Annotated in this window: 16 protein-coding genes; 11 read left to right on the top strand and 5 right to left on the bottom strand. The window is 50.7% G+C overall.

Features of this window, described 5'->3' with window-relative positions:
- The first annotated feature begins 61 nt into the window (after positions 1–61).
- From B0475_RS05265 to B0475_RS05255, 3 genes are read left to right on the top strand one after another with little or no spacing between them, the layout of a single operon-like run.
- A complete protein-coding gene (locus B0475_RS05265; RefSeq protein ID WP_157892726.1) occupies positions 62–547 on the top strand; it encodes a DUF4442 domain-containing protein in 486 nt (161 codons plus the stop codon).
- A 16-nt stretch (positions 548–563) separates the two neighbouring features.
- Positions 564–2612, top strand: a complete 2049-nt coding sequence (gene paaZ, locus B0475_RS05260) for a phenylacetic acid degradation bifunctional protein PaaZ (RefSeq protein WP_077410718.1) — start codon at positions 564–566, stop codon at positions 2610–2612.
- 2 nt (positions 2613–2614) lie between these two features.
- Complete coding sequence (locus B0475_RS05255; protein WP_077410717.1) at positions 2615–3169, top strand: lysophospholipid acyltransferase family protein; 555 nt, start codon at positions 2615–2617, stop codon at positions 3167–3169.
- A 43-nt stretch (positions 3170–3212) separates the two neighbouring features.
- Here B0475_RS05255 and B0475_RS05250 read toward each other — a convergent pair whose 3' ends face one another.
- A complete protein-coding gene (locus B0475_RS05250) occupies positions 3213–4430 on the bottom strand; it encodes a DUF4785 domain-containing protein (RefSeq protein ID WP_157892725.1) in 1218 nt (405 codons plus the stop codon).
- Positions 4431–4444: 14 nt separating this feature from the next.
- Complete coding sequence (locus B0475_RS05245; protein WP_077410715.1) at positions 4445–5299, bottom strand: hypothetical protein; 855 nt, start codon at positions 5297–5299, stop codon at positions 4445–4447.
- A 289-nt stretch (positions 5300–5588) separates the two neighbouring features.
- Here B0475_RS05245 and pal point away from each other — a divergent pair, with 289 nt between their 5' ends.
- The 5 genes from pal to B0475_RS05220 all read left to right on the top strand — a co-directional run bounded on the left by pal (position 5589) and on the right by B0475_RS05220 (position 9214).
- Positions 5589–6119, top strand: a complete 531-nt coding sequence (gene pal / locus B0475_RS05240) for a peptidoglycan-associated lipoprotein Pal (protein ID WP_077410714.1) — start codon at positions 5589–5591, stop codon at positions 6117–6119.
- An 85-nt stretch (positions 6120–6204) separates the two neighbouring features.
- Positions 6205–7071 carry a tol-pal system protein YbgF gene (gene ybgF, locus B0475_RS05235; protein ID WP_077410713.1) on the top strand — a complete coding sequence of 289 codons (867 nt, stop codon included), beginning with the start codon at positions 6205–6207 and terminating at the stop codon, positions 7069–7071.
- Positions 7068–7724, top strand: coding sequence for a 7-carboxy-7-deazaguanine synthase QueE (queE, locus tag B0475_RS05230; protein WP_077410712.1), 657 nt, complete (start codon positions 7068–7070; stop codon positions 7722–7724). The genes ybgF and queE overlap by 4 nt, the downstream gene beginning before the upstream one ends.
- Before the next feature lie 13 nt (positions 7725–7737).
- Complete coding sequence (queC, locus tag B0475_RS05225) at positions 7738–8418, top strand: 7-cyano-7-deazaguanine synthase QueC (RefSeq protein WP_077410711.1); 681 nt, start codon at positions 7738–7740, stop codon at positions 8416–8418.
- Complete coding sequence (locus B0475_RS05220) at positions 8408–9214, top strand: MOSC domain-containing protein (protein ID WP_198538131.1); 807 nt, start codon at positions 8408–8410, stop codon at positions 9212–9214. The genes queC and B0475_RS05220 overlap by 11 nt, the downstream gene beginning before the upstream one ends.
- On the opposite strand, the gene B0475_RS05215 is transcribed toward B0475_RS05220, so the two are convergent.
- A complete protein-coding gene (locus B0475_RS05215) occupies positions 9194–10192 on the bottom strand; it encodes a YeiH family protein (RefSeq protein ID WP_157892724.1) in 999 nt (332 codons plus the stop codon). The genes B0475_RS05220 and B0475_RS05215 overlap by 21 nt on opposite strands.
- Before the next feature lie 16 nt (positions 10193–10208).
- Here B0475_RS05215 and B0475_RS05210 point away from each other — a divergent pair, with 16 nt between their 5' ends.
- Positions 10209–12716 carry a serine/threonine-protein kinase gene (locus tag B0475_RS05210; RefSeq protein ID WP_077410708.1) on the top strand — a complete coding sequence of 836 codons (2508 nt, stop codon included), beginning with the start codon at positions 10209–10211 and terminating at the stop codon, positions 12714–12716.
- A gap of 89 nt (positions 12717–12805) precedes the next feature.
- On the opposite strand, the gene B0475_RS05205 is transcribed toward B0475_RS05210, so the two are convergent.
- Positions 12806–14854: an FG-GAP repeat protein gene (locus B0475_RS05205; RefSeq protein ID WP_077410707.1), complete on the bottom strand. Its 2049-nt coding sequence runs from the start codon at positions 14852–14854 to the stop codon at positions 12806–12808.
- A 247-nt stretch (positions 14855–15101) separates the two neighbouring features.
- Here B0475_RS05205 and nhaB point away from each other — a divergent pair, with 247 nt between their 5' ends.
- Both nhaB and B0475_RS05195 read left to right on the top strand, forming a co-directional pair.
- Positions 15102–16574 carry a sodium/proton antiporter NhaB gene (gene nhaB, locus B0475_RS05200; protein WP_077410706.1) on the top strand — a complete coding sequence of 491 codons (1473 nt, stop codon included), beginning with the start codon at positions 15102–15104 and terminating at the stop codon, positions 16572–16574.
- A gap of 100 nt (positions 16575–16674) precedes the next feature.
- Positions 16675–21162: a WD40/YVTN/BNR-like repeat-containing protein gene (locus B0475_RS05195; RefSeq protein WP_077410705.1), complete on the top strand. Its 4488-nt coding sequence runs from the start codon at positions 16675–16677 to the stop codon at positions 21160–21162.
- 67 nt (positions 21163–21229) lie between these two features.
- Here B0475_RS05195 and B0475_RS05190 read toward each other — a convergent pair whose 3' ends face one another.
- Positions 21230–22588 carry a glutamate--cysteine ligase gene (locus B0475_RS05190; RefSeq protein WP_077410704.1) on the bottom strand — a complete coding sequence of 453 codons (1359 nt, stop codon included), beginning with the start codon at positions 22586–22588 and terminating at the stop codon, positions 21230–21232.
- Positions 22589–22643 lie beyond the last annotated feature (55 nt).

The raw sequence follows: 22643 nt of genomic DNA, 5'->3' as shown, positions 1-22643 counted from the left end.
TGTGCTGCAGCCACAGATTTATCCAAACCCGGGTTCAGCGAACACATGTTATAATTTCGACATGACTAAAAACTTAGATTCTGCCGGGCATCGATTGTTATCTGTCTGGCAAAAACTGCACAACAAACCCCTCGGAAAATGGCTGTTCAAAAAGATCATTGCCAGAAAAGTGCCATACACAGGCAGCATCAAAGCTGATGTCCGGGAACTGAAACCAGGCCACTGTGAAGTCATACTCAAGTACCGTCGCTCAAACACCAATCACCTCAATTGTGTGCACGCCCTGGCGTTGTCCAATCTGGGTGAACTGGCCGGCGGTTTGGCCATGATGACCGGTTTACCGCCACACATTCGTGGTATTGTGACCCACATAAACACCGAATACCTGAAAAAGGCCAGAGGCCAGTTACGGGCGGTGGCAAACGCAGACATCCCTGCCGTGACGGAGCCCAAAACCGTTCATCATGTCAGGGCAGATATTTTCGACCAGGACCAGGATCTGGTGACTCAGGTCACCGTCCAGTGGCTACTTTCACCCAAAGCATAACCCAACAACAAATCACATGAATACTTTGAAATCTTACGCACAAGGACAATGGCACACCGCCACTGATGGCTTTAAAACCTGTTACCACGCCATCAATGGTCAACCCATTGCTCATATTTCCAGTCAGGGGCTGAATTTTTCAGCCATGCTGGATTACGCCAAATCTGTTGGCAGCCCGGCACTGGCCAAAATGACTTTTCATGAACGGGCATTGATGCTCAAAGAACTGGCTTTGTATCTGCTGGATCGCAAAAAAAGCTTTTATGAATTATCCACCGCAACCGGAGCCACTAAACTGGACTCCTGGATTGACATTGATGGCGGTATTGGCACCCTGTTTGTTTATTCTGGTAAAGGCCGTCGGGAAATGCCTGATCATCACATCATGCTGGATGGCCCGCCAGAACACATTTCCAAACATGGTAGTTTCCTCGGTCAGCACATCTGTACTTCATTGCAGGGTGTGGCGGTCCACATCAATGCGTTTAACTTTCCCTGCTGGGGCATGCTGGAAAAACTGGCACCCACCCTGCTGGCTGGTGTACCTGCCATTGTAAAACCCGCATCAGACACCGCTTATCTGACCGAACTGATGTTTCAGGCCATGATTGAATCAGGCATCCTGCCAGCCGGATCGGTACAATTAATTTGTGGCTCAACCGGTGATTTACTGGATCAGCTGGATTGTCAGGACGTGGTGGCTTTTACCGGTTCTGCCAGTACCGGCATTTACCTCAAGTCCAGACCCAACATCACGGAAAAAGCGGTGCGCTTTACCATGGAAGCCGACTCTTTGAACTGTTCCATCCTGACCCCTGATGCCAGACCTGACACACCTGAATTCGATCTATATGTGAATGAGGTGGTCAAGGAAATGACCATCAAATGCGGTCAGAAATGTACTGCCATCAGACGCGCCATTGTGCCCCATGAGCTGACCGATGCAGTGGCTGAAGCAATCAGTGCCAGGCTCAGGGAACAGGTGATCGGCGACCCGGCTGACCCGGCAGTCAACATGGGCGCCCTGGCCAGCAAATCACAACAACAGGAAGTGCGCGGCCGGGTGGCTGAACTCAGGCACAGTTGTGAACTGATTTATGGCGACCCCGATCAGGTAGCCGTGGTCAATGGCGATGATGAAAACGGCGCATTCATCTCACCGGTTTTGCTGCTCAATCAACAACCACTGACTGATCACAGCGCGCATGACATCGAAGCCTTTGGGCCTGTTTCCACACTGATGCCTTACCGGTCACTGGATGAGGCCGCTCAACTGGCCAACCTGGGCCAGGGCTCCCTGGTGGGTTCCATATTTGGTCAGGATGATGATGCAGTTTGTGAATTGGTCAACCAAACCGCCTGTTTTCACGGCCGGATGGTGTTGATCAATCGGGATTCTGCCAAAGAATCTTCAGGTCATGGCTCACCGTTACCACACCTGATTCATGGTGGCCCGGGCCGCGCTGGTGGTGGCGAAGAAATGGGTGGCATCCGTGGCGTCAAACACTACATGCAACGCACTGCGATTCAGGGCTCGCCCACCACACTGACCCGGCTCACTGAAAAATACATGCCCAAAGCAAAAACCATTGCACCTCCGAAACATCCGTTCAAGTTGCACTACGAAGAATTGCTGGTGGGACAATCAATTACCACCGCAGCCCGGGAAATCACCCTGGCTGACATTGAACAGTTCGCTGATCTTTCCGGTGATCATTTCTATGCTCATATGGATGAAGACGCTGCTGCCCGCAACCCGTTTTTCGATGGACGGGTGGCTCATGGCTATTTTTTGGTCTCCATGGCAGCCGGTTTGTTTGTATATCCGGATGAAGGTCCGGTACTGGCCAATTATGGGCTGGATGATCTGCGCTTCACTGAGCCGGTCTATCCGGGCGATGTGATCACCATCCAACTGACCTGTAAACAAAAATCATATCGCCGTGGGAAAGGTTATGGTGAAGTGCGTTGGGATTTGCAGGCCAGCAATCAGGATGGTGAAGTGGTGGCCGCATATGACATCCTCACCATGGTGGCTTCTAACAGCGAACCCTTTGTGGAGTGATCATGTCCTGGATTTCCCGATTCATCCTGAAATTATTTGGCTGGAAAGTCATCAATGAACTGCCAGATGACAAAAAATACATTCTGATTGCCGCACCCCATACCAGTAACTGGGACTTCCCCCTGGGTTTGATGGTGAAGTTTTCCGAAAAAATCAAGCTGAACTATCTGGGCAAAGGAGCCTTATTCGACTCTCCGTTTGGCTGGTTGTTCCGCGCTTTGGGGGGAATACCGGTGTACCGCAAAAAACGCCTGAACATGGTTGATCAGATGGTTCAGGCTTTCAATGAGCGTGATGAACTGATTCTGGCCATGTCTCCTGAAGGCACCCGTTCTTATCTGGAACACTGGAAATCAGGCTTTTATCACATCGCCCACAAAGCCGGTGTACCCATCGCCATGGGCACCCTGGATTTTGGCAACAAAACAGTCCGGCTGGGCAACACGTTCATGCCCACTGGCGACATTCAGGAAGACATGAAAATCATCCGTGCTTTTTTTAGCGGTGTGAAAGGTAAAAAGCCCCGGAATCAGGGGCCTATAGAAGTCAAAAGCTGACCCCCAACCCCATGTTTAATGAGGCCGGGGGTCTGCAGTTGGTTCAGCGCATATCCTTTAATTCCTTCGTCAGGTCAGCCACCACAAAACCAGCAGCTACTGTCTGTACCGGCGCCAAAACGCTCTGATTTTTCAGCGACAGCTGTTCCACCACAAATGGCCCCTGCAAGCCGGATTCACTGACTAAATCTGCTGGCCATTCGAATGCCAATGACGCCTTACCGGCATCCAGCCACTGAGCTGACATAAGCAGCGCGATGGGTTGTTTCTCCCCGGCGCTGTTGTACCCGGCAAGCACTGCGCTGATGCCGTAACGGGCTGGCATGGCGTTATCGATACCCAGCCTGATGAGCTGTTGATCCATCTTCAGTTCACCATTGAACCGGGCGCTGGGCAAGTTGACGGCGAACGCCGTTGAGACATCACGCAACACCTTCTGGCCTTTGATCATGGCTTCACTGACACTGTGAATCTCCCACAGCCCATTGGCCAGTGACTGGCCTTGTAATCCACTGACCACTGCCTGGTACTGTCCGCTTTGATCGGCCTTGAAGTTGAGGTTGGCCACGGGCTCACCGTTGGGCTGGGTGATGTAACCCTGAATCTGCATGGGTTGATTTTTTTGCGTACCACTGAGGCTGGCTCGGACCACCACATCCTGACCACTGGCGAATGCCTTGTGGCTGGTGCTCAGGGTCATCACCTGCTCACTGTGCGGTTCCAGCACATGGATCACATAACCAGCTGATTGGCCAAGACCGGACATCTTCAGGTTCAACAGCCCCGGAATAACCGGCACTTTGAGGGCGACGGTCTGGTCGCTGGCCGGCATACCCGTTGCTTTGAGTTGTTCGCCGGTGACGAAGACCTCAGCCGCCACTGCTTTGCCAAGTTGTGACAATTGAACCTGACCGGGCGCAATGCTTTTTTGTTGGGCATTGCCAGCCAGCGGACTGATCCTGATCACAGCCAAATCTGCGGTCACCGGAAGTTCTACACCTTTGGCCAGTTCACCGGCATTGACATCCAGCCAGTATTCTTTCGATTCGGCCTGATGACCCTGGTTCCGATAGGTCGGCATGTCCTCACCCAGTAAGGATTGGTTGAACACCACAGGATCCTGAGACTTATTAATTAAAGTGGTTTTTTCTGTGTGGCTCATCAGCTCATGGGCTGCCGGGGTTTCCAGCCAGCGCAATTCAGCAGATGCCGTTAAACTCAGCAACAACATGGCTGAGACATGACATGTATGATTTTTCATCTGTAAACTCCGGTTCAAAGGTCGTTGCGTAAAATGGTGTCCAGACCGAAGCATTTGCGACGGCTTTGGTTGTGGCTCAATGGTTCACTACCGCGCATGCGGCTGGTGTCATAAAACCATACCTGCCCGGCTCCTGATTGAGACGAACATTCCAGAAATCCATCCGAACATGAGTTCAGCCAGGCCTGAGTGATTTCCAGACCCAGATTCAAATGATAACCACCACAGTAGGAATCACCATCAAAAATCGACGTTTCCACATCGGTTCCCACCACATTCCAGAAACCCTTGGGTAAAGCCGGACGGCCTGAGGTACCCAGCAAATAATTGCCATTGTAAAAATCCATCCATGAGGTTTGTTGCATCCTCACCGCATCACTCTGATACCCCAATAACCACCCCAGAGCGGCCTCAAACACATTACCCTGCATCACTGCATTGGCCAGTGGTGTGCCTTTGGATGATGGTGCAAGGGCATTGACCCAACGGATTTTGCTGATGATGTTCGGGTAGCGACTGTCATAAGTTGGATTAGACATGATCCAGCGCATCACATTTCCCCCATTTGAATGGGTGATGACCACCAGATCGGTGATGTTTTTGTTGTTGATGAAACTGGTCAACTGACCGGCCAGACAACCAGCCGCCCGTGAATCCCACATGTACTGCTCAAAATCACAATTGATCACAGTGTAGTTGCTTTGATCAGGCAACCCTTGCCGGATGGAGTTGATGTTATCCCATTGCCAGTAATCACTGGCGGCGTTGGTCTGCTTTCCGGTACCGTGGACAAAAGCCACGCCGGTATTGGCCAAGGCCAAGGCAGACGACATCAGCAGGCACAGAAGTACCCCACATTTTGATTTCATATTACTCACCTCTTTTGTTGTTATATGTATAATTATTCAGGTCGCCGATCACTCTTTTGATTGTTGATTTTGGGCTACCTTGCATTATTTTAGACCGCATTAAGGTGATTTTTCAAACGTTTGTTTGAATATTTTCAGATAAAACAAGTCCCACATCACGGTAATTTCATGCAGATCGGGGTTAAATTTCGGGGGTTTGGATTTAACCCCAAAAATTTATTTATTTATCAGGTAATTGTTGTAAACTACAACGTTGAATGATATTTCACAAAAACGCCTTGGAGTGACTATGAACAAAATAACAAAATTAGCTGCCGTATTGATCTTCGCCCTGGCGATGACTGCCTGTAAAAAGGAAGACACCAAACCAGACATGGATGACACCAGCAACAACAACCAAACCCCCGTGGTTGACACAACTCCGGTTGACAATGGTCCCATTTGCTGCAACCCAGCTGACCTGACCAATTCTGAAAGCCTGCTGTCACAACGTGTGGTTTATTTCGATTACGATATGGCCACCATACGTTCAGAATTCCGCGAAATGCTGGCCCTGCACGCCCGTTACCTGAGTGAAAACCCAGGCGCCCGCATGACCCTGGAAGGACACGCTGACGAGCGCGGTTCACGCGAATACAACCTGGCATTGGGCGAAAAACGTGGCAATGCTGTGGCCAATCTGCTCAAAGCACAAGGCGCCAACGCCAATCAAATCAATGTTGTCAGCTATGGTGAAGAACGACCTGAAGCCACTTGCAGCAGCGAGTCGTGCTGGTCTCAAAACCGTCGCGCGGTGATTGTATATACCGCCGCACAATAAACTTTCACTTCGTTTGAAGGTCTAAAACCCGGCTTAGGTCGGGTTTTTTGCTTATAAAAACAGCCAATCAATACCGGAGGTCATCATGAAACACATCACCTGGATCAGCTTGCTCACCCTCATCAGTTGCACTGCAACGGCACAGAAAATGTCCATTCAGGACCGCCTGCAAAAACTGGAACAACAAACCGGATCTGCTGCCAATGTGGGCGATTTGGTACTGCAAATACAACAATTACAACAACAGGTTTCACAACTGCAAGGCACCATCGAAGAACAAAATTTTCAGATCAATGAACTCAAAGAACGACAAAAAGTACTTTATGTAGATGTTGACAGCCGCCTGGCGGAATTGGAAAAAACGTCCCTGGCCCAAACCCCCAACAGCAATAATGAGCTGGTGGTAGACAGTGCCATTGATGACACGCAAGCAACTGCCGGAGCTCAAACACAGGCGGTGAAACTGGATGAATCGCTGGTGCGTGAATCGGTGGATGCCAGTTTATCAACCAACAGTCTGAACCAATCAACTGTCAGTGCCACCAGTGATGCCACAGACCCGGCGGTTGAACAACAATACCAGGCGGCATTTAGCCAGCTCAAAGCCGGGCGTTTCAATGAATCAGCCCGTTTATTCGAAGATTTTATCCAGCAATACCCTGACCATCAATTGACCGATAACTCATATTACTGGTTGGGTGAAAGTTATTATGTGACCCGCAACTACCCCCTGGCACTGGCTGCTTTTCAATCCCTGGAACAGAATTTCCCACTGAGCAGCAAGCTGTCTGATGCGCTGTTGAAGATTGGTTATACCTACCATGAACTGGAAGATTTCCAACAGGCCGAAGCGGCATTGAATAAAGTGGTGCGCTCTTTTCCCAATGAATCGGTGGCCCGGCTGGCTCAGAACCGCCTCAACTTGCTGCGCCGGGAAGGCAAGATCAAATGAAAACCAACCGCGACCGACAGCTGAAGATCTTTGAGATCTTCCATTCGCTGCAGGGTGAAAGTCACTTTGTGGGTCTGCCCACAGTTTTTGTACGCCTGACCGGTTGTCCATTGCGCTGCACTTGGTGTGACACCGAATATGCTTTTTTTGGCGGACAGTGGATGGATTTTGATGAAATCATCAATGAGGTAAAAAAACACAACACGCCCTATGTGTGTGTCACTGGAGGCGAACCACTGGCTCAAAAAAGGGTACTGCCATTGATGGATGAACTGGTTGCTGCCGGCTACACAGTGAGCCTGGAAACCGCTGGTTCCATCAGTGTGGCCGACGTCAATCCCGCGGTCCACAAAGTGGTTGACCTGAAAGCCCCTGGTTCTGGTGAAGTCAATAAAAACCTGTATACCAACCTGGCCCTGCTGACCGGTCATGACCAGGTTAAATTCGTGATCGCCGATGAGGTGGACTACCAATGGGCCAGAGACATCATCAATGAGCATCATCTGGCTCAGCAATGCCAGGTACTGATGTCACCAGTGGCTGATGTGTTGCCACCCAAGGTATTGGCGGACTGGATCCTCAGGGATCAGCTACCGGTGCGCTTTCAAATTCAATTGCACAAACACCTGTGGGGCGATACCCCGGGAACTTGAGGAGGCCAGTTTCATGAATAAAAAATGTGTGGTGTTACTCTCAGGCGGTCTTGACTCATCGACCTGTCTGGCGGTGGCCAAAGATCATGGCTACGACTGTTACACTTTATCAATCGACTATGGACAGCGCCACCGGGCTGAACTACGGGCATCGAAAAACATCGCCGAAGTGCTCTCTGACCATCCACACAAAGTGGTGCGCATCAACCTCACAGCCATCGGTGGTTCAGCACTGACAGACCCCGACATCGAAGTCCCCGATTATGATGCCGAAGCAGCAGACATTCCGGTGACCTATGTGCCAGCCAGAAACACCATTTTTCTGTCCACTGCACTGGCTTATGCTGAAGTGGTGGGTGCCGAGGCCATTTTTATTGGCGTTACCGCGGTTGACTATTCGGGTTACCCGGATTGCCGAGCCGAGTACATTGCGTCTTTTGAACACATGGCTAACCTGGCCACCAAAGCCGGCGTTGAAGGCCAGAGATTGAAAATCATCACCCCTTTGATTGATTTAAACAAAGCCCAGATCATCGAATTGGGCCATGCGCTGGGCTTTGATTACAGCCTGACCATCAGCTGTTACAACGCCGATCAGCATGGTGCAGCCTGCGGGCAATGTGATTCATGTCATTATCGCCGGGAGGGCTTTGCCCAGGCCGGAATTGCTGACCCCACCCGTTATGCAAGCTGAAATCACTCAACTGCTCAGTTATCCGATTAAGTCCTGCGGTGCCCTGAGCCATGAGCAGGCTGAGGTCACCTCACTGGGATTGAGTGCCGACCGGCAATGGATGCTGGTAGATTCCAATGGTTTGTTTATGAGCCAGAGAAAACACCCTTCGATGGCTTTGATTCAACCCCAACTGAATGGTGGCACATTGTTGCTCAATGCACCAGGCATGTCAGCCATCGAAGTGCCCAATGACTCATCTGAGGCCACCAAAGTCCAGGTATGGAATGACCATTTGTTAGCCAGTCTCAGTGATGCAGAGGTCAATCAATGGCTCAGTCAATACCTGCAAAATGATGTCAGATTGGTTCGCTTTGGGCAATACAGCCAGCGCTTGATCGATCCGGATTATGCCCAGGCTGCAGAACAGGTGGCATTTGCTGACGGTTATCCCATTTTGGTCACCCATGAAGCTTCCCTGCACACATTGAACCAACAACTTTCAACTGCAGTCAACATGAGTCGGTTCCGTCCCAATGTGGTGCTTCGTACTGAAGCAGCAGCCTGGGCAGAAAACAACTGGCTTCAATTGAGCCAAGCTGACCTGACGCTGGACCTGGTAAAACCTTGTGGACGGTGTGTAATGACCGGGGTGGAACAAAGCAGTGGCGTGCAAACAGGCAGTGAGGTGCTGAAGACCCTGAAATCACAATTTGCTCACCAGGGTAAGGCGGTATTTGGGATGAACGCCATCCCCAGAATCAAACAACAAAAGGTGTCTTTACAGGTGGGCCAGTCATTGCAGATAAACCAATAACATCAGACTGAAGGCAATCTGCACCACAAAAACCACCCCACCCAGTAACATCAGCGGCGCTCCATTGGCGCCAATCGTTTTCAGCCGAATACCCAGACCTATGGCCACCATTGCCATGACGAACAGGAAGTCGCTGAGCTGTTCAGTGACCGCCTGCACCTGAGCGCCTAACCAGCCCATTGATGAGGCCAAAGTGAGCAACAAAAATACCCAGATAAACCATGGCACCAACCGCCAATATGAAGGCTGTTCAACCGGTTCCTGTACATTGGCTGTGATCACCCTCGATTGCCAGAAAATCAACAGCAACAGCACCGGAATCAACATCAGTATACGGCCCATTTTGATCAGCACAGCCAGCTGACCGGTGTCGTCACTCAGGGTAAAACCAGCAGCCACCACATGACCCATGGATTGTAAGGTGTTGCCGATCAGGTGCCCTGCCAGCTGGTCATTTCCGTTGAACCATCCTCCGAGCAATGCTGGCAACAGAAAAATGCCAGCGAATCCAAGAAAATTTACCCAGGCCACCACCAGTGCCGCCTGGGCAGCTGGTGCCTGAACCACTTTCTGACTGGCCATTACCGCTGCGGTTCCACAAATACCTTGTCCGCTGGCCAGTAAACTTGCGGTGGAACGGTCTACACCCAATGGCTTGGCCAACAGCCAGGTGACCACAAAAGTCACCAACAAACCACCGGTAACCAGCAAAGCTGAAAAACCACTTAACTGAGCAAGTACCAGCACATTGAGTTGCGCACCAAGTAAAGCCACTGCCATTGATAACACATGACATTCAGTCCAGCTGACGCCATCCCGGAGTCCTTCGGGTAAACGCCACAGATTACCGATCACGAAACCCAGAATGATTGCAATCAGGGTTACGCTTAAGCTAACATATTTGGCAAGCCACAGGGCCACCAGGGCCAATAAGACCGTCAACAATATACCCGGGAAGTCCTTTACAGAAATAAGCATCAGCATATTTTAACCCATGCCAGACAATAATCAGAACAACCAACAAGCCTTTGCCCAACTCAACACCATTGCTGCAGCCGCAGATCACGAAAAAGCCGCCCTGGTGGCAGCTTTTAAAAATCAGTTCCCAGACCATACACACTGGCTTGAAATGATAGATCAGCAAGCTGCAGAAACACCTCATCAACAAATACTGCCAGACATTCCGGGCTACCAGATCAGTCGCATGATTGGCTCAGGGGCCAATGGCAGTGTGTGGCACGCGCACAATAAACAGGGCCAGGCTGTGGCCATCAAAACCCCTAATATCTGGTTAACCAATGAGCAAATCACCCGTTTCAAGCACGAGGCCAGGTTGCTTGCCCGGCTGGACCATCCACACATCGCCAAGGTCATTGACGTGGGTGAATACAACACCGCTCAAGGCTGCCTGCCTTACCTGGTACTGGAGTACATCGCCGGTCAGACCATTGATGTGTATGTGACAGAACAAGCTTTACCCGCCGGGCAGCGGGTTGAATTGTTTCTGCCCATCCTTCAGGCAATCCAGTATGCACACCAGAAAAGTGTCATTCATCGCGACATCAAACCCGAAAACATCATCGTCGATGCTCATGGTGTGGCCAAACTGCTGGATTTTGGCATTGCCACCCTGGATGCCGATGCCACCAGGGCCATGACACAGCTTACCCAGACCGGGGAAATCGTGGGAACCCTGGCCTATATGAGTCCTGAACAGATCACCGCTGGTGGTGACCTGGACTCACGCAGCGACATTTATGCCGCCGGTGTGGTCCTGTATGAACTGATCTGTGGACAACTGCCTTATCAGGTGGATGCCAGCCGGTTTTTTTCTGCCATTAATGTGATCCTCAACGAACCACCCAAAAAGATCACCCGTTGTCTGCCAGGCATAGATCCATCGCTGGCGGCGGTGATACATCATGCCATCGAGAAAAAGCCCGACCAGCGCTTCCAGACCGCTTTGGGTTTTGCCACAGATCTGCAAGCCTGGTTAAAAGGCGAACCAATTCGCTCACAACAATTGTCACAATGGTATTGGTTGAAACTGGCGGCTCGCAAACACAAAGCCCTGATGACCGGTGCTGCACTGGCCTTCATCGGCTTGGTCACAGGACTGGTTTTCGCCGTGTCATTTGCCCTCAAAGAACAACAGGCACGAGCCCTGGCCGACCAAAAAGCCGAGTCCAACAGACAGGTGGTCAGGTTCATCAACGACTTGTTTGTGAATGCCGACCCCACCCATAACCTGGGTGAACGCATCACGGTTAAACAGGTCATTGAAGGGGCCCAGTACAGCGTTGCTCAGGACCTTGCTGAAGAAGCCGATGTGGAAGCACAGATTCGTCTGGTGTTGGGCAATGTGTTTGATGCCATTGAGCTGTACCCCTCAGCCATCAGCCAATACAACAAAGGCCTGGAGCGATTGACTGATACCAACGATCTGTATTTTGAACTGGCCACCCGGCAACTCAGCAGTCTGACCAGTAACAGCGAATTCAGTGCTTTGCAGGAAGCCATTGATCAGCTGTCAGTTGAACTTCAGTCTGCGCCACTGAACAGCGTGGAAAAACAACGGTTCAATAACCGGATTCTATTTGAAAAAGCCACCTACCTGTCAATCAACAGTCAAACCGATGAGGCCCTTGCGGTACTGCAGCAATTACAAAAACAAGCCGATTTATCGTTCCAGGAACGAATGGACGTGGATAAAAACCTCGGTTACATTCACCGCGATCTCGGGGAACTGGAACAGGCCTTGAGTATCTTTGAGCGGTTGTTGAACCAGGCTGAAAAACAATACGGCAGCAACCATCCGATCACCCTCGATTTACTGCAGGAACAAGCATTGACCCTGAGACAACTGAACCGATTGGATGAAGCCCTGGCGATGTATCAGCAATTGGTTGAAGGCATGACCACCAATTACGGCCCCCACAGTTTGTCTACTCTGCTGGCAAGGATCAATCAGGCCACTGCACACATGTATGCCGGGGCTTTTGATAAAGCCGATGAAATGACCGCTGAATTGTTGCCATTGATGATTGAACATGTTGGTCCCATGCATCAGTATACCCTGACCCTGAGGAACATCCGCGGTGGCGCTTTGGATAATGTGGGAAAATGGGATGAAGCACTGGCCTTGTATGCCGAAACCCAGGATTTATTTTTGAATTCTGACTCAAAGGACAACATGAACACCATCAACATTCCTCACAATATGGCCGTCATTTATCACAAACAGGAAAAATACCAGCAGGCCGATGAGGTGTACCGTCAACACCGTCCCCGTTGTGAGCAACAATTGACCCTCAAACACCCGCTGTGTGTGATCATGGCCGATGCCCACGCAGCCATCAAAATTGCACTCAAAGAATATGACCAGGCTGCCGAGTTACTGGCTTATTCGAACCCGGCATTGATTGAAACTTTTGGCGAAAACCATCCCAGGGTGGCCGCCTCAAACAAACGCCTGGCTTTGCTGAAGGATCAACACCAGTAACACCAAAACGGCCATCCGGTATTCGATACCACATGGCCGTTCCCCCTTCATCAGACCTGAGCAGGGCTGCTCAGGTACAGATGTGCTGATTACTCATCCAGGTCGCCACAACTGGTGTTGTTGAGGTCATTGATCTGCGACAGCACCGAACCGCCCTGACCAAGCTGACCAGCGGTCAGGTCATAATCCATTCTTGCCAGACGACAGCCATCCCAACTCATTTGCAATGAACCCATGGTCTGCTCACTACCTATACCGCTCAAAAACTCAGCACCTGTGACCCTTTTCATGGCATCAATACTGATGGTTTGATCGGCCACCGGACCAACGCCCTGCAAAGTCATCTGCGCACCGGTCTCATCATAGGTATACCAGGTTACTTCAGCCTGTTGCACACCCGATTGTTCGAACACGTAAACGGTGAAACCCTCTCCGGACCGACCCGGATCAAACCAGGAACCGGATACTCCATTGGGCAGATTTTTGTTGCTGACACCACACTCATTGCCACTGATTTCATGGGTTTTGTCCAGCTTGATTTCGCCGGAACCAATCGCGCCCAGGTCAAACATTAAATCACCGGTATCACAGGCGGTTAAGCTGAAGATGGCAGTACCCACTTCAAGCAGTTGTACATCAGCTGAATCAAACGCCCCACCAAAACGGGCACCTGAAGTGGTATACAAATGTGCGACATCAATGTGGTTGTCATTGTATTGACCCAAACCCAATAACCACAGATCTTCACCCTGATGATTGGCCCGCACATACAACAATGCCTGGTTGTTATTGAGGATCTGAATACTCATCGATTGGTTGGCAACCCCATCGGCCATCCACACCCCTGATGTGGTGTTATCTACCTGTGACTGAACAGGGGGATTGGTGGTACCAGCCCGACTGAAGTGGGCAAATTCAGTTGATGCGCCATCCAGGGTACCACCACTGGTTTCATTGACCAGCAAATCGGTTTCATTGAAAATCAGATTGCCAGCAAACTGGTCATTGCCTTCGTTGGATTCCAACGACTCCAGCTTCTGTTGTTGAATAAACATGCCATCAACCTGTTTGACAAAATGATAAACTGCACCAACGTTGGCGCCGGAAGTTGTGCCTGAGTCAGTACCGCCAGTGGCACCAATCAGCAAATCATCACCCCTGATGCGTACCGCAATGCCAAACTGATCATTGAAATCAGCATCATCAGCCTGAATCAACTGTCGCTCCTGCCATTGGCCATTGTTGTTTTCAAACACCACAACCGAACCGATGCCACCCGCCTGTACAGCACCAACCGCCATCAAAGAACCATCAATCTCAATCTGATTACCCAGGTTTGAGTTTCTGCTGTCATTGATGGTCTGAGCTAGCTGCCAGTTACCTCCCTGGTTTTCATAGACATACACCCGGCCTGGTGCGGTGAGGGTTTGTTCACCCCAGGCTCCGACCACGATCTGGCCGTTTTCGGTGTCAAAATCCTGGCCAAACAAATGGAAGTTTTCAGTCAGTTTCTGGGTCTGATTGAATCCATTGCCGCTGTCTTCAAAGACATAGACGCCGGTACTGACTACAAAAGAAAAACCAAAAATACTGTCGTATTCATGGGCATGAACCAACAACAGATCACCCTCCATCACCAGCTGAAAACCCATTCCACGACCTCCACCCAGATCATCGGCCTGCAAGGTTTCATCCAACACCCACTGACCATTTTCAAAATGCGTGATGAACACCCGTGAATCAGCATCACTGCCACCACCAGACAGGTTCATTCCCGCACGAGTTCCCGCCGGCATGCCGATGGCCAGTCTGCCCTGGTCAAAAGCCAGGCCATACCCAAAGCCATCTCCCGGGACACACGATCCGGTGAGGTCTTCGGCTGTGGTGCTGGCGATACTCTGGTATTGGCCATTAACTTTTTCATAAGTGATGATCTCGCCACAGCCACTGGGCTGGGCTCCGGGAGCCAGTGCTTCCTCAAAAATCTTTGGCCAGCTGACCACCAGGTAATCGCCGGCAAATACCATATTCACGCCATAGTCTGACTGTTGAGCTTCAACGGGAGCCATGTCATTCACCAATGACCAATTCTGGGCAAAGACCGGAAAACTCAACATCAACAACACAAATCTTTTCATTTCTTACTCCAAATTTAATAATGCCTGCAGTGTAGACAATGACCAGCAGTTGGCAAACCCCCTGAATTGGGGGGTCGATACAGTAAAAATCTCCACCAACTCTTTCATGCTGCTTGTCTTCTCGTGGTAAAATGCGTGGCTTGTTTTTTTGGCCGTTGCTGTGATACATACAGCTAACGATTATTTTTTTGGATTGAATGTGGTCAGCTGACCAGTTCAATTGTGATTATCGAGAATTGGAGCAAACATGCTTAATACCTTTTATTCAGAATTCCTGGGTAACAGCCCCAGGTGGTTCAAAACCACCATTCTGGCGTTCCTGATTGCTTGCTACCCGCTGACCCTGCTGTTGGGTAAAACCATCATGGGCTGGGCATTCATCCTGATGTTTATCATGACTTTGGCATTGGCGCTTAAATGCTACCCTTTGCAATCTGGGGGCTTGCTGGCACTGGCGGTACTGGCCATCGGCCTGACATCACCGGAAACGGTATGGTATGAGATCCAGCAAAACCTGGGCGTCATCATGCTGCTGGTCTTTATGGTGAGTTTCATTTATTTCATGAAGCCTTTGCTGATTTACATATTTGGCAAAATTCTGATGAAAGTCAAAAACAAAGTTGTGTTGTCTTTGATGTTTTCACTGTCCGCCGCAGTGCTGTCTGCTTTCCTGGATGCTTTGACTGTGATGGCAGTACTGATCACAGTATTTGTGGCGTTGTATGGAGTTTATGAAAAAGTCCACTCCACCATGAACATCGACCTGGATGACAATGACATCAAAGACCGACAGCAACTCGGTGGTGACACCCTGGAAGGCTTTCGTGCTTTCCTGCGTTCGCTGGTGATGCATGGTGCCGTTGGTACCGCGCTGGGCGGCGTGTGCACCCAAGTGGGTGAGCCACAGAACCTGCTGATCAGTGAAAAGATGGATTGGACCTTTGTGCAGTTTGCTGCTGAAATGGCTCATGTGACCTTTCCGGTGGTGATTGCTGGTTTGCTCACCGTGATTGTTCTTGAACTGACCGGTAAATTTGGTTTTGGCGGCAAGCTTGATTCCGGAGTGCGCAAAATTCTGGAAACCTACCTCACCGAAGAAGATGAAAAGCGCACACCGCGTGAAACCTATGGCCTGATCGTACAGGGCATTTGCGGCCTGTTACTGATTGTTGGGCTGGCTTTACACATCATGGAAGTGGGCCTGATTGGTCTGTCTCTGCTGGTGGTGGTCACGGCACTGACCGGCATCAATGAGGAACACCGCATCGGTCACGCTTTTGAAGAATCACTGCCCTTTGTTTCCCTGTTGTGTATCTTCTTTGTGATTGTTGGTATGATTCATGACCTGCACCTGTTCACACCAGTCATCGACTGGGTATTGGCTTTGCCAATCGAAGCTCAGCCAAAGGCTTTCTTCCTGGCCAACGGTATTCTATCAGCCATCAGTGACAACGTGTTTGTTGCCACGGTCTACATCAACGAAGTGAAAGCCCAGTTTGATGCCGGTAATATCTCCAGAGAGCATTTCGAGTCTCTGGCAATCGCCATCAACACCGGCACCAATCTGCCCAGTGTAGCCACTCCAAATGGTCAGGCTGCATTCCTGTTCTTACTGACATCTGCATTGGCTCCGGCCATTCGCCTGGGTTACATGCAGATGGTCTGGATGGCACTGCCCTATACGGTGGTACTCACCATTGTGGGTTACATCTTCCAATAAAGCATTGCAAACCACGATGCAAAGCGGTCTGGAGCATATCCAAGCCGCTTTTTTTTTGCTACAATTTTTAGCCTGTTAATTAAAATGGCTGATAACCACCATGCGTTTACTCACATCTTGCCTCACCTTGTTGCTGTTTACCGGCATCGCTCATCATAATCAATCCCGGATAAGCCTCCCGGAACAGGCTTTCAAAGTGGCTGATAAAAACCTGATCAAAGAAATCAAACAACCCAAACAATACGACAAACCCAGTGAAGCAGCAGCCTGGCTGCACAGCATGCGTCAGACGCCCAAAGGGCTCACACCGGCGGCACTGAACCTGGCTTACCAGGAAAGTTTTGCACAACAGCGTCAAGCCAAAAGCAGCCAGAAAAGCAGCCAGGATCTGACCGCCTTGCGCTTTGAAGAAATCGGCCCGGGAATTTTTGGCGGACGCATCAGAGGCTTTGTCGCTCATCCTGACCGGGAAGGTCATTTGCTTGCAGGCGGCGTATCCGGTGGCATCTGGAAAACCACCGATGATGGCCAGAACTGGGAACCCAAAACCGACTTCCTTGCCAGCATTGCCATAGGCAGCATGTTGTTGGATCCGGACAATCCGGAAACCGTCTATGCGGGTACTGGTGAAGGATTTTTTAACTTTGATGCCGCTCAGGGGTTTGGCATTTTTGTTTCGCACGACTTTGGTGAAACCTGGAGCCGTTTTGGTACCACCGACAACAGCGATTTTTTCTATGTCAACCGCATGGCCCGGATTCCGGGCAGCAATGTGTTCCTGGCAGCCACCAGCGAAGGGATTTTCAAATCCACCAACAACGGCAACAGCTGGAGCGAAGTATCCGGCATCAACACCAGTGGCCGGGGCTTCACTGACCTGCAGATTGACCCAAGTAATTCCAGTCATCTGCTGGCATATCACTTTGGTGACCCCAATGCCGTACAAAACACCCTGAGCGTATCAACACCTGCTTCCCTGGCCGGCGATTACAGCTCGGTTCAGGCCTCCTTCGGGCCAGCCATCCCCAATGGTGGCATCAACGGTCAATTGATTCAGGTCAATGACGGCACCAACCCCACCAGCGACGGCTGTGAATCCATCAACAATGACATCAGTGGCCAGATTGCGCTCATTGAGCGCGGCAACTGCAACTTCACTGACAAAGTGATCAACGCGCAGAACGCCGGAGCCACTGCGGTGGTGGTTTTTCAGAATTCCACAGACGACCCTTTTGTGATGGGTGGTGAGAACAACAGTATTTCCATACCAGCAGTGATGATCTCCAGAGCCGATGGCAACAGTTTCCGCAACGCCGGCGGTGCCGCTGTGAACATCACCATTTCCGGCACCCAGGATGTTTTATTAAACCGCTACCTGGTACGCTCCACCAATGGTGGTGACAACTGGTCGGTGTTGAATGTCCCCGGACTGGATGAGCCTGATATGTTGCGCGCTGAAATTGGTTTCGGTTCAGATGGCACGGTTTATGTGGCCGCTGCCAAGGAAACCGAAGAATTTGACAATGGCAGCACCAATGGCACCATCGGTCTGTTCCGTTCCCCACCAGGCAATAACCTCAACCTGATCAAAACCGCTTCCAACACCAATTTCATTGAACGTCAGGGTTGGTATGACCTGGCCATCACCGTGAACCCGGCTGACTCCAATGAAGTATTTATGGGAGCAGTGGACATGTTCAGTACCACCAATGGTGGCACAACGATTTCCAAACGCAGCTTCTGGAACCCTTCTTTTGGCGCCGTTGACCGCTACATCCATGCCGATCATCACGGCTACTTTTTCAGCCCATTCAATAATGACCACCTGTACATCGTCAGTGACGGCGGGGTGACCAAATCTGAAGACGGCGGACAATCCTTTTTCAGTCTTAATAATGGCCTGAATATTTCGCAAAGCTATGGCATCGCGGTCAGCCCTGATGGACAAAGGGTCACCTCCGGCACCCAAGACAATGGTTCACAACTGTATTTTGGCGATCAACAGGACTGGCTGGAATGGCAGGGTGGCGATGGCGGCTACAGCGGTTGGGACCAACAACAGGGGGAATTCGTCTACGGTTCTTACGTCAATGGACAAATGTATGGGTCCAACAATGGTGGTTTCAGCGCCCAGGCCATGGAACTGCCGGACACCGAAGGTGCCCGTTTCATTCAACCTTTTGTATTGGATGAAAACAACGGCAACCGCATGCTGGTTGGTACCGACAATGTTTACTTCACCAACAACGCCCGCTTCCTGAGCAATGCCACCTGGCAAGACGTGACCGGCACCATCAATGGCGCCGGAGTCTCAGCAGTGGCATTCAATCCACACATCACCTCTGAAGCCTATGCCGGCATGGCAGCTTCACAGGCCAGTGGGGCCAGTCAAATCGTCAAAATCACCAACCTCGGCTCAAGCAATACCGTGGTTGATATTGGACCGGCACAATTTCTGGGTGTGGCTGATGATGTGGTCACAGACATCAGGGTTGACCTGTTTGATACTTCAGGACAAACCCTGTACGCCACTTTTGGCAGTTATAAGGACAACCGGGTGTTGCGTTCAACCAATGGTGGTAACAGCTGGAGTACCATCTCCAATAACCTGCCTGACATTCCGGTCTATCAGATCATCAACGATCCCCAGGATCCCAACCTGCTGTATCTGGGTACCGAACTGGGACTGTGGGTAGGACGCAAATCAGGCAATACCTATGTGTGGAACCAATTTGACTACGGTCCGGCAAATACCCGGGTTCTTGACCTGGTTTGGAACAATGGCCAGTTGTACCTGGGCACCCATGGCCGGGGCACCTATGTGGCTTCAAAACAAGCGGTTGATTTGGAATTGTTAAACTTCATAGCAACCAATTCAACCTGCGGTGATGACAACATCCTTGACCGTGGCGAATCAGGCAAGTTACTCATCAGGGTAACCAATCACTCAGCTAAAAACCTGTCTGGCATCAGCCTGACATTTGATGCACCTCAATTTGTTGACTTCACCCAGGCCAACCAAAACCTGTCACTGGATGGATTTGAAACGCGTATCATTGCGCTGCCAATCAGCTTGGATACCCAAGCCAGTTGTTTGGCTGAATTGACCATTCCAGTGACCATCAACACCACCAGTGGCACTTACAATGACCAACTGGCCATCACCACCGCAGCCAAAAAGTCCAATGACAAAGGTACCTGGACTGATGGTGCCGAAGACCCCAACAGCCTGATGACTTCTGTATTATCATTGGGTGATGACGGCTGGATTCAGGTCAATGACCGGGTCAATTCTGGCAGTCAAAGCTGGTTCACCACCAATGAAGGTCAGTATTCTGATAAGTCACTGGTCACCCCGTGGATGACCTTTGATGGTGGTGGCAACGTGTTGACCTTCTCACTGGCCTATGACACCGAAGGTTCACCCAGTCAGTACTGGGATGGCATGATCCTGGAAATGCGTCTGGCTGGCAGTGACCTGTGGTTTGATATTGGCCATCTGAGTTCAGTGGCCTATGATGGTCAACTTTACACCAACAACACCGCTCAGGCCCGCTTTGCCTGGTCAGGTACTGAACTGAACTGGCGTGAGGCGACCGTTGATCTGGGCAGTCAGTATGTCGGTCAGACCGGTCAGATTCGTTTCCGTATGGTCTCTGACATCAACACCGCTCAGGAAGGGGTGTGGATTGACGACATCAGCATAACCCGTGTAATCACCGATTCTGAGCTGTCATGTGATGTATGTGTCAGCGGCAACAACCCAATCCCCAACAAAGGACACTGGTATGATCCTGCCCGCGATGGTCACGGCTTCATCATTGAGTCCTATGGTGCACAGGATCTGTATTTCACCATGTTTTACACCTTTGATGATCTGGGTAACCCAGAGTGGCTGAGTTCCCTCACCAACCTGGAAAATGGCGTGCTCAACCAGGGCTTCGCACCCAACACCCTGAACAAAGCCGTTTACCAATATGACATTGACCCCAATGACGGCATTCCTTTCATCGATGATCCGGCATTGACGGACGGTCGGCTGAGCATCAACTTCAATACCGCAGAAATCCGTAACCACCCGGCTTGTCAGGATGGTACCAGTCGGAACCTGGATTTTGTGGCACTGGCTACCTGGCGCATCAACAATGTCACCGAAGAATGGTGCATTGAGCCTTTGATCGCTGATGAAACACGACCTGACCCAGACTTTGGTACCGGTTGGTGGGGAGGCCAGTCTGAAAATGGCTGGGGTTATTCACTGGCCCAGGCCAGAGACGTGATGATCGCTTATGTCTTCTATTTTGATGCAGCAGGTAATCCCCGCTGGGCTGCAGGCACGGCCGGTGGTTTTAAACCAGACACCGACATCACCGTACCCATGTTTGACATTTTTGGCTATGGCCGGACTGCACCTCTGGAAGAAACCACCATTGTGCCCTCAGGCACGGTGGTCCTTAACCTGTCCAACACCTTCAGGGATCTGGACACCGACGGCACCTCGTCAATTGACGTCACATATCAGGGAGCCGAAGGCGGTCGCTGGTTGCGGGAAAACATCAAGATCATGACCTTGTTGCAGGAACACTGAACAGCTGATCTCAAAGCAACAAAAACACCCGGGATCTACCCGGGTTTTTTTGTGACCGTGTTGATCTTCAGTATGCGTATACGTCAAATAATGGATCCATCTTTTTCTGCCACACTCCGTGGTATTTACCCCGCTTCCTTTCCGCAGGCGTGACCGCAGTATCAGCAATGATCTGCAAGGGTTCAAGGTAGATGCTTTCGTCTTTACCACAAGGTGATTTGATGGCCCGCTCTTCGAGCCCTTGACGTGAAAGACTGAGCATGTACAAAGCCAGATCACGTACCTTTTGATCTCTGAAGGTGGTGTCTAAGCCCAGGCGTGGCACCTCATTGCGCAGGTGTTGATGTTCAGCCAAGGTCCAGTCACTGATCCAGTCATAGGCTTTATCCAACTGTTGCTGATCGTACAACAAGCCAATCCATAAGGCCGGTAAGGCACAGATCCGACGCCAGGGTCCACCATCGGCACCACGCATTTCCAAAAACTTTTTCAAGCGAACTTCTGGAAAAGCGGTGGTCAGGTGGTCTTCCCAATCCTTGATGGTTGGGTATTCTCCGGGCAAAACTGACAACTTACCCTGCATAAAATCACGAAACGACAGTCCAGCTGCATTGATGTATTGGCCATTGCGGTAAACAAAATACATCGGCACATCCAGCATGTAATCCACATAACGCTCAAACCCCATTCCCGCTTCAAATACAAACGGTATAATGCCACAACGGTCCGCATCGGTGTCTGTCCAAATGTGCGAACGGTATGAGACAAAACCATTGTCCTGTCCTTCTGTGAATGGGGAATTGGCAAACAGCGCAGTGGCCAATGGTTGCAAAGCCAATGACACGCGGAATTTTTTCACCATGTCTGCCTCATCTGAAAAATCCAGATTGGCCTGAATGGTGCAGGTCCGCTTCATCATATCGAGTCCCAGGGTACCCACTTTGGGCATGTAGTTGCTCATGATGTCATAACGACCTTTGGGCATGAAGCGTATGTCCTCACGGGTGGCAGCCGGCTGAAAACCCATGCCCAGAAAGGCACTGCCCAACGGTTCCGCGATGGCCTTGACCTCTTTCAGATGAACCCCGGTTTCAGTGCAGGTCTGATGTACATCAGCCAGCGGTGCACCTGATAATTCCAGTTGCCCACCTGGCTCAAGTGTGATTGAACAACCGTCCCTTTGCAAGGCAATCAGGTGTTCACCTTCATAAACCGGTTGCCAATTAAACTGTTCCATGAGTCCCTGTAATATGTCTTTGATGCCACCAGGTTCGGCATAGTGCAAAGGACTGTTATCTTGCCGGTGAAAGCCGAATTTTTCATGCTCGGTGCCCACTTTCCAATCGGCTTTTGGTTTACAACCCGAAGCCAGGTAGTCAATCAGGTGTTGCTTAGTCAGTGTGGGGGTATGGTTGGCCATGCTCATTGGTGGTTTGCTGAGAACCATAAATCTTACCAAAATATCTCTGCTCTGCCACCAA

The sequence above is a fragment of the Marinicella sediminis genome (assembly GCF_002000055.1).
Classification (GTDB): Bacteria; Pseudomonadota; Gammaproteobacteria; order Xanthomonadales; family Marinicellaceae; genus Marinicella; species Marinicella sediminis.
Note: the sequence above shows the minus strand (reverse complement) of the source record. Positions and strands in the feature narration are given on the sequence as shown.

What these genes read in the sequence shown, in the direction of transcription:
- B0475_RS05265 (WP_157892726.1), top strand. Translation starts at nt 62, where the DNA reads ATGACTAAAAACTTAGATTCTGCCGGGCATCGATTGTTATCTGTCTGG.
- paaZ (WP_077410718.1), top strand. Translation starts at nt 564, where the DNA reads ATGAATACTTTGAAATCTTACGCACAAGGACAATGGCACACCGCCACT.
- B0475_RS05255 (WP_077410717.1), top strand. Translation starts at nt 2,615, where the DNA reads ATGTCCTGGATTTCCCGATTCATCCTGAAATTATTTGGCTGGAAAGTC.
- B0475_RS05250 (WP_157892725.1), bottom strand. Translation starts at nt 4,430, where the DNA reads ATGAAAAATCATACATGTCATGTCTCAGCCATGTTGTTGCTGAGTTTA.
- B0475_RS05245 (WP_077410715.1), bottom strand. Translation starts at nt 5,299, where the DNA reads ATGAAATCAAAATGTGGGGTACTTCTGTGCCTGCTGATGTCGTCTGCC.
- pal (WP_077410714.1), top strand. Translation starts at nt 5,589, where the DNA reads ATGAACAAAATAACAAAATTAGCTGCCGTATTGATCTTCGCCCTGGCG.
- ybgF (WP_077410713.1), top strand. Translation starts at nt 6,205, where the DNA reads ATGAAACACATCACCTGGATCAGCTTGCTCACCCTCATCAGTTGCACT.
- queE (WP_077410712.1), top strand. Translation starts at nt 7,068, where the DNA reads ATGAAAACCAACCGCGACCGACAGCTGAAGATCTTTGAGATCTTCCAT.
- queC (WP_077410711.1), top strand. Translation starts at nt 7,738, where the DNA reads ATGAATAAAAAATGTGTGGTGTTACTCTCAGGCGGTCTTGACTCATCG.
- B0475_RS05220 (WP_198538131.1), top strand. Translation starts at nt 8,408, where the DNA reads ATGCAAGCTGAAATCACTCAACTGCTCAGTTATCCGATTAAGTCCTGC.
- B0475_RS05215 (WP_157892724.1), bottom strand. Translation starts at nt 10,192, where the DNA reads ATGCTTATTTCTGTAAAGGACTTCCCGGGTATATTGTTGACGGTCTTA.
- B0475_RS05210 (WP_077410708.1), top strand. Translation starts at nt 10,209, where the DNA reads ATGCCAGACAATAATCAGAACAACCAACAAGCCTTTGCCCAACTCAAC.
- B0475_RS05205 (WP_077410707.1), bottom strand. Translation starts at nt 14,854, where the DNA reads ATGAAAAGATTTGTGTTGTTGATGTTGAGTTTTCCGGTCTTTGCCCAG.
- nhaB (WP_077410706.1), top strand. Translation starts at nt 15,102, where the DNA reads ATGCTTAATACCTTTTATTCAGAATTCCTGGGTAACAGCCCCAGGTGG.
- B0475_RS05195 (WP_077410705.1), top strand. Translation starts at nt 16,675, where the DNA reads ATGCGTTTACTCACATCTTGCCTCACCTTGTTGCTGTTTACCGGCATC.
- B0475_RS05190 (WP_077410704.1), bottom strand. Translation starts at nt 22,588, where the DNA reads ATGAGCATGGCCAACCATACCCCCACACTGACTAAGCAACACCTGATT.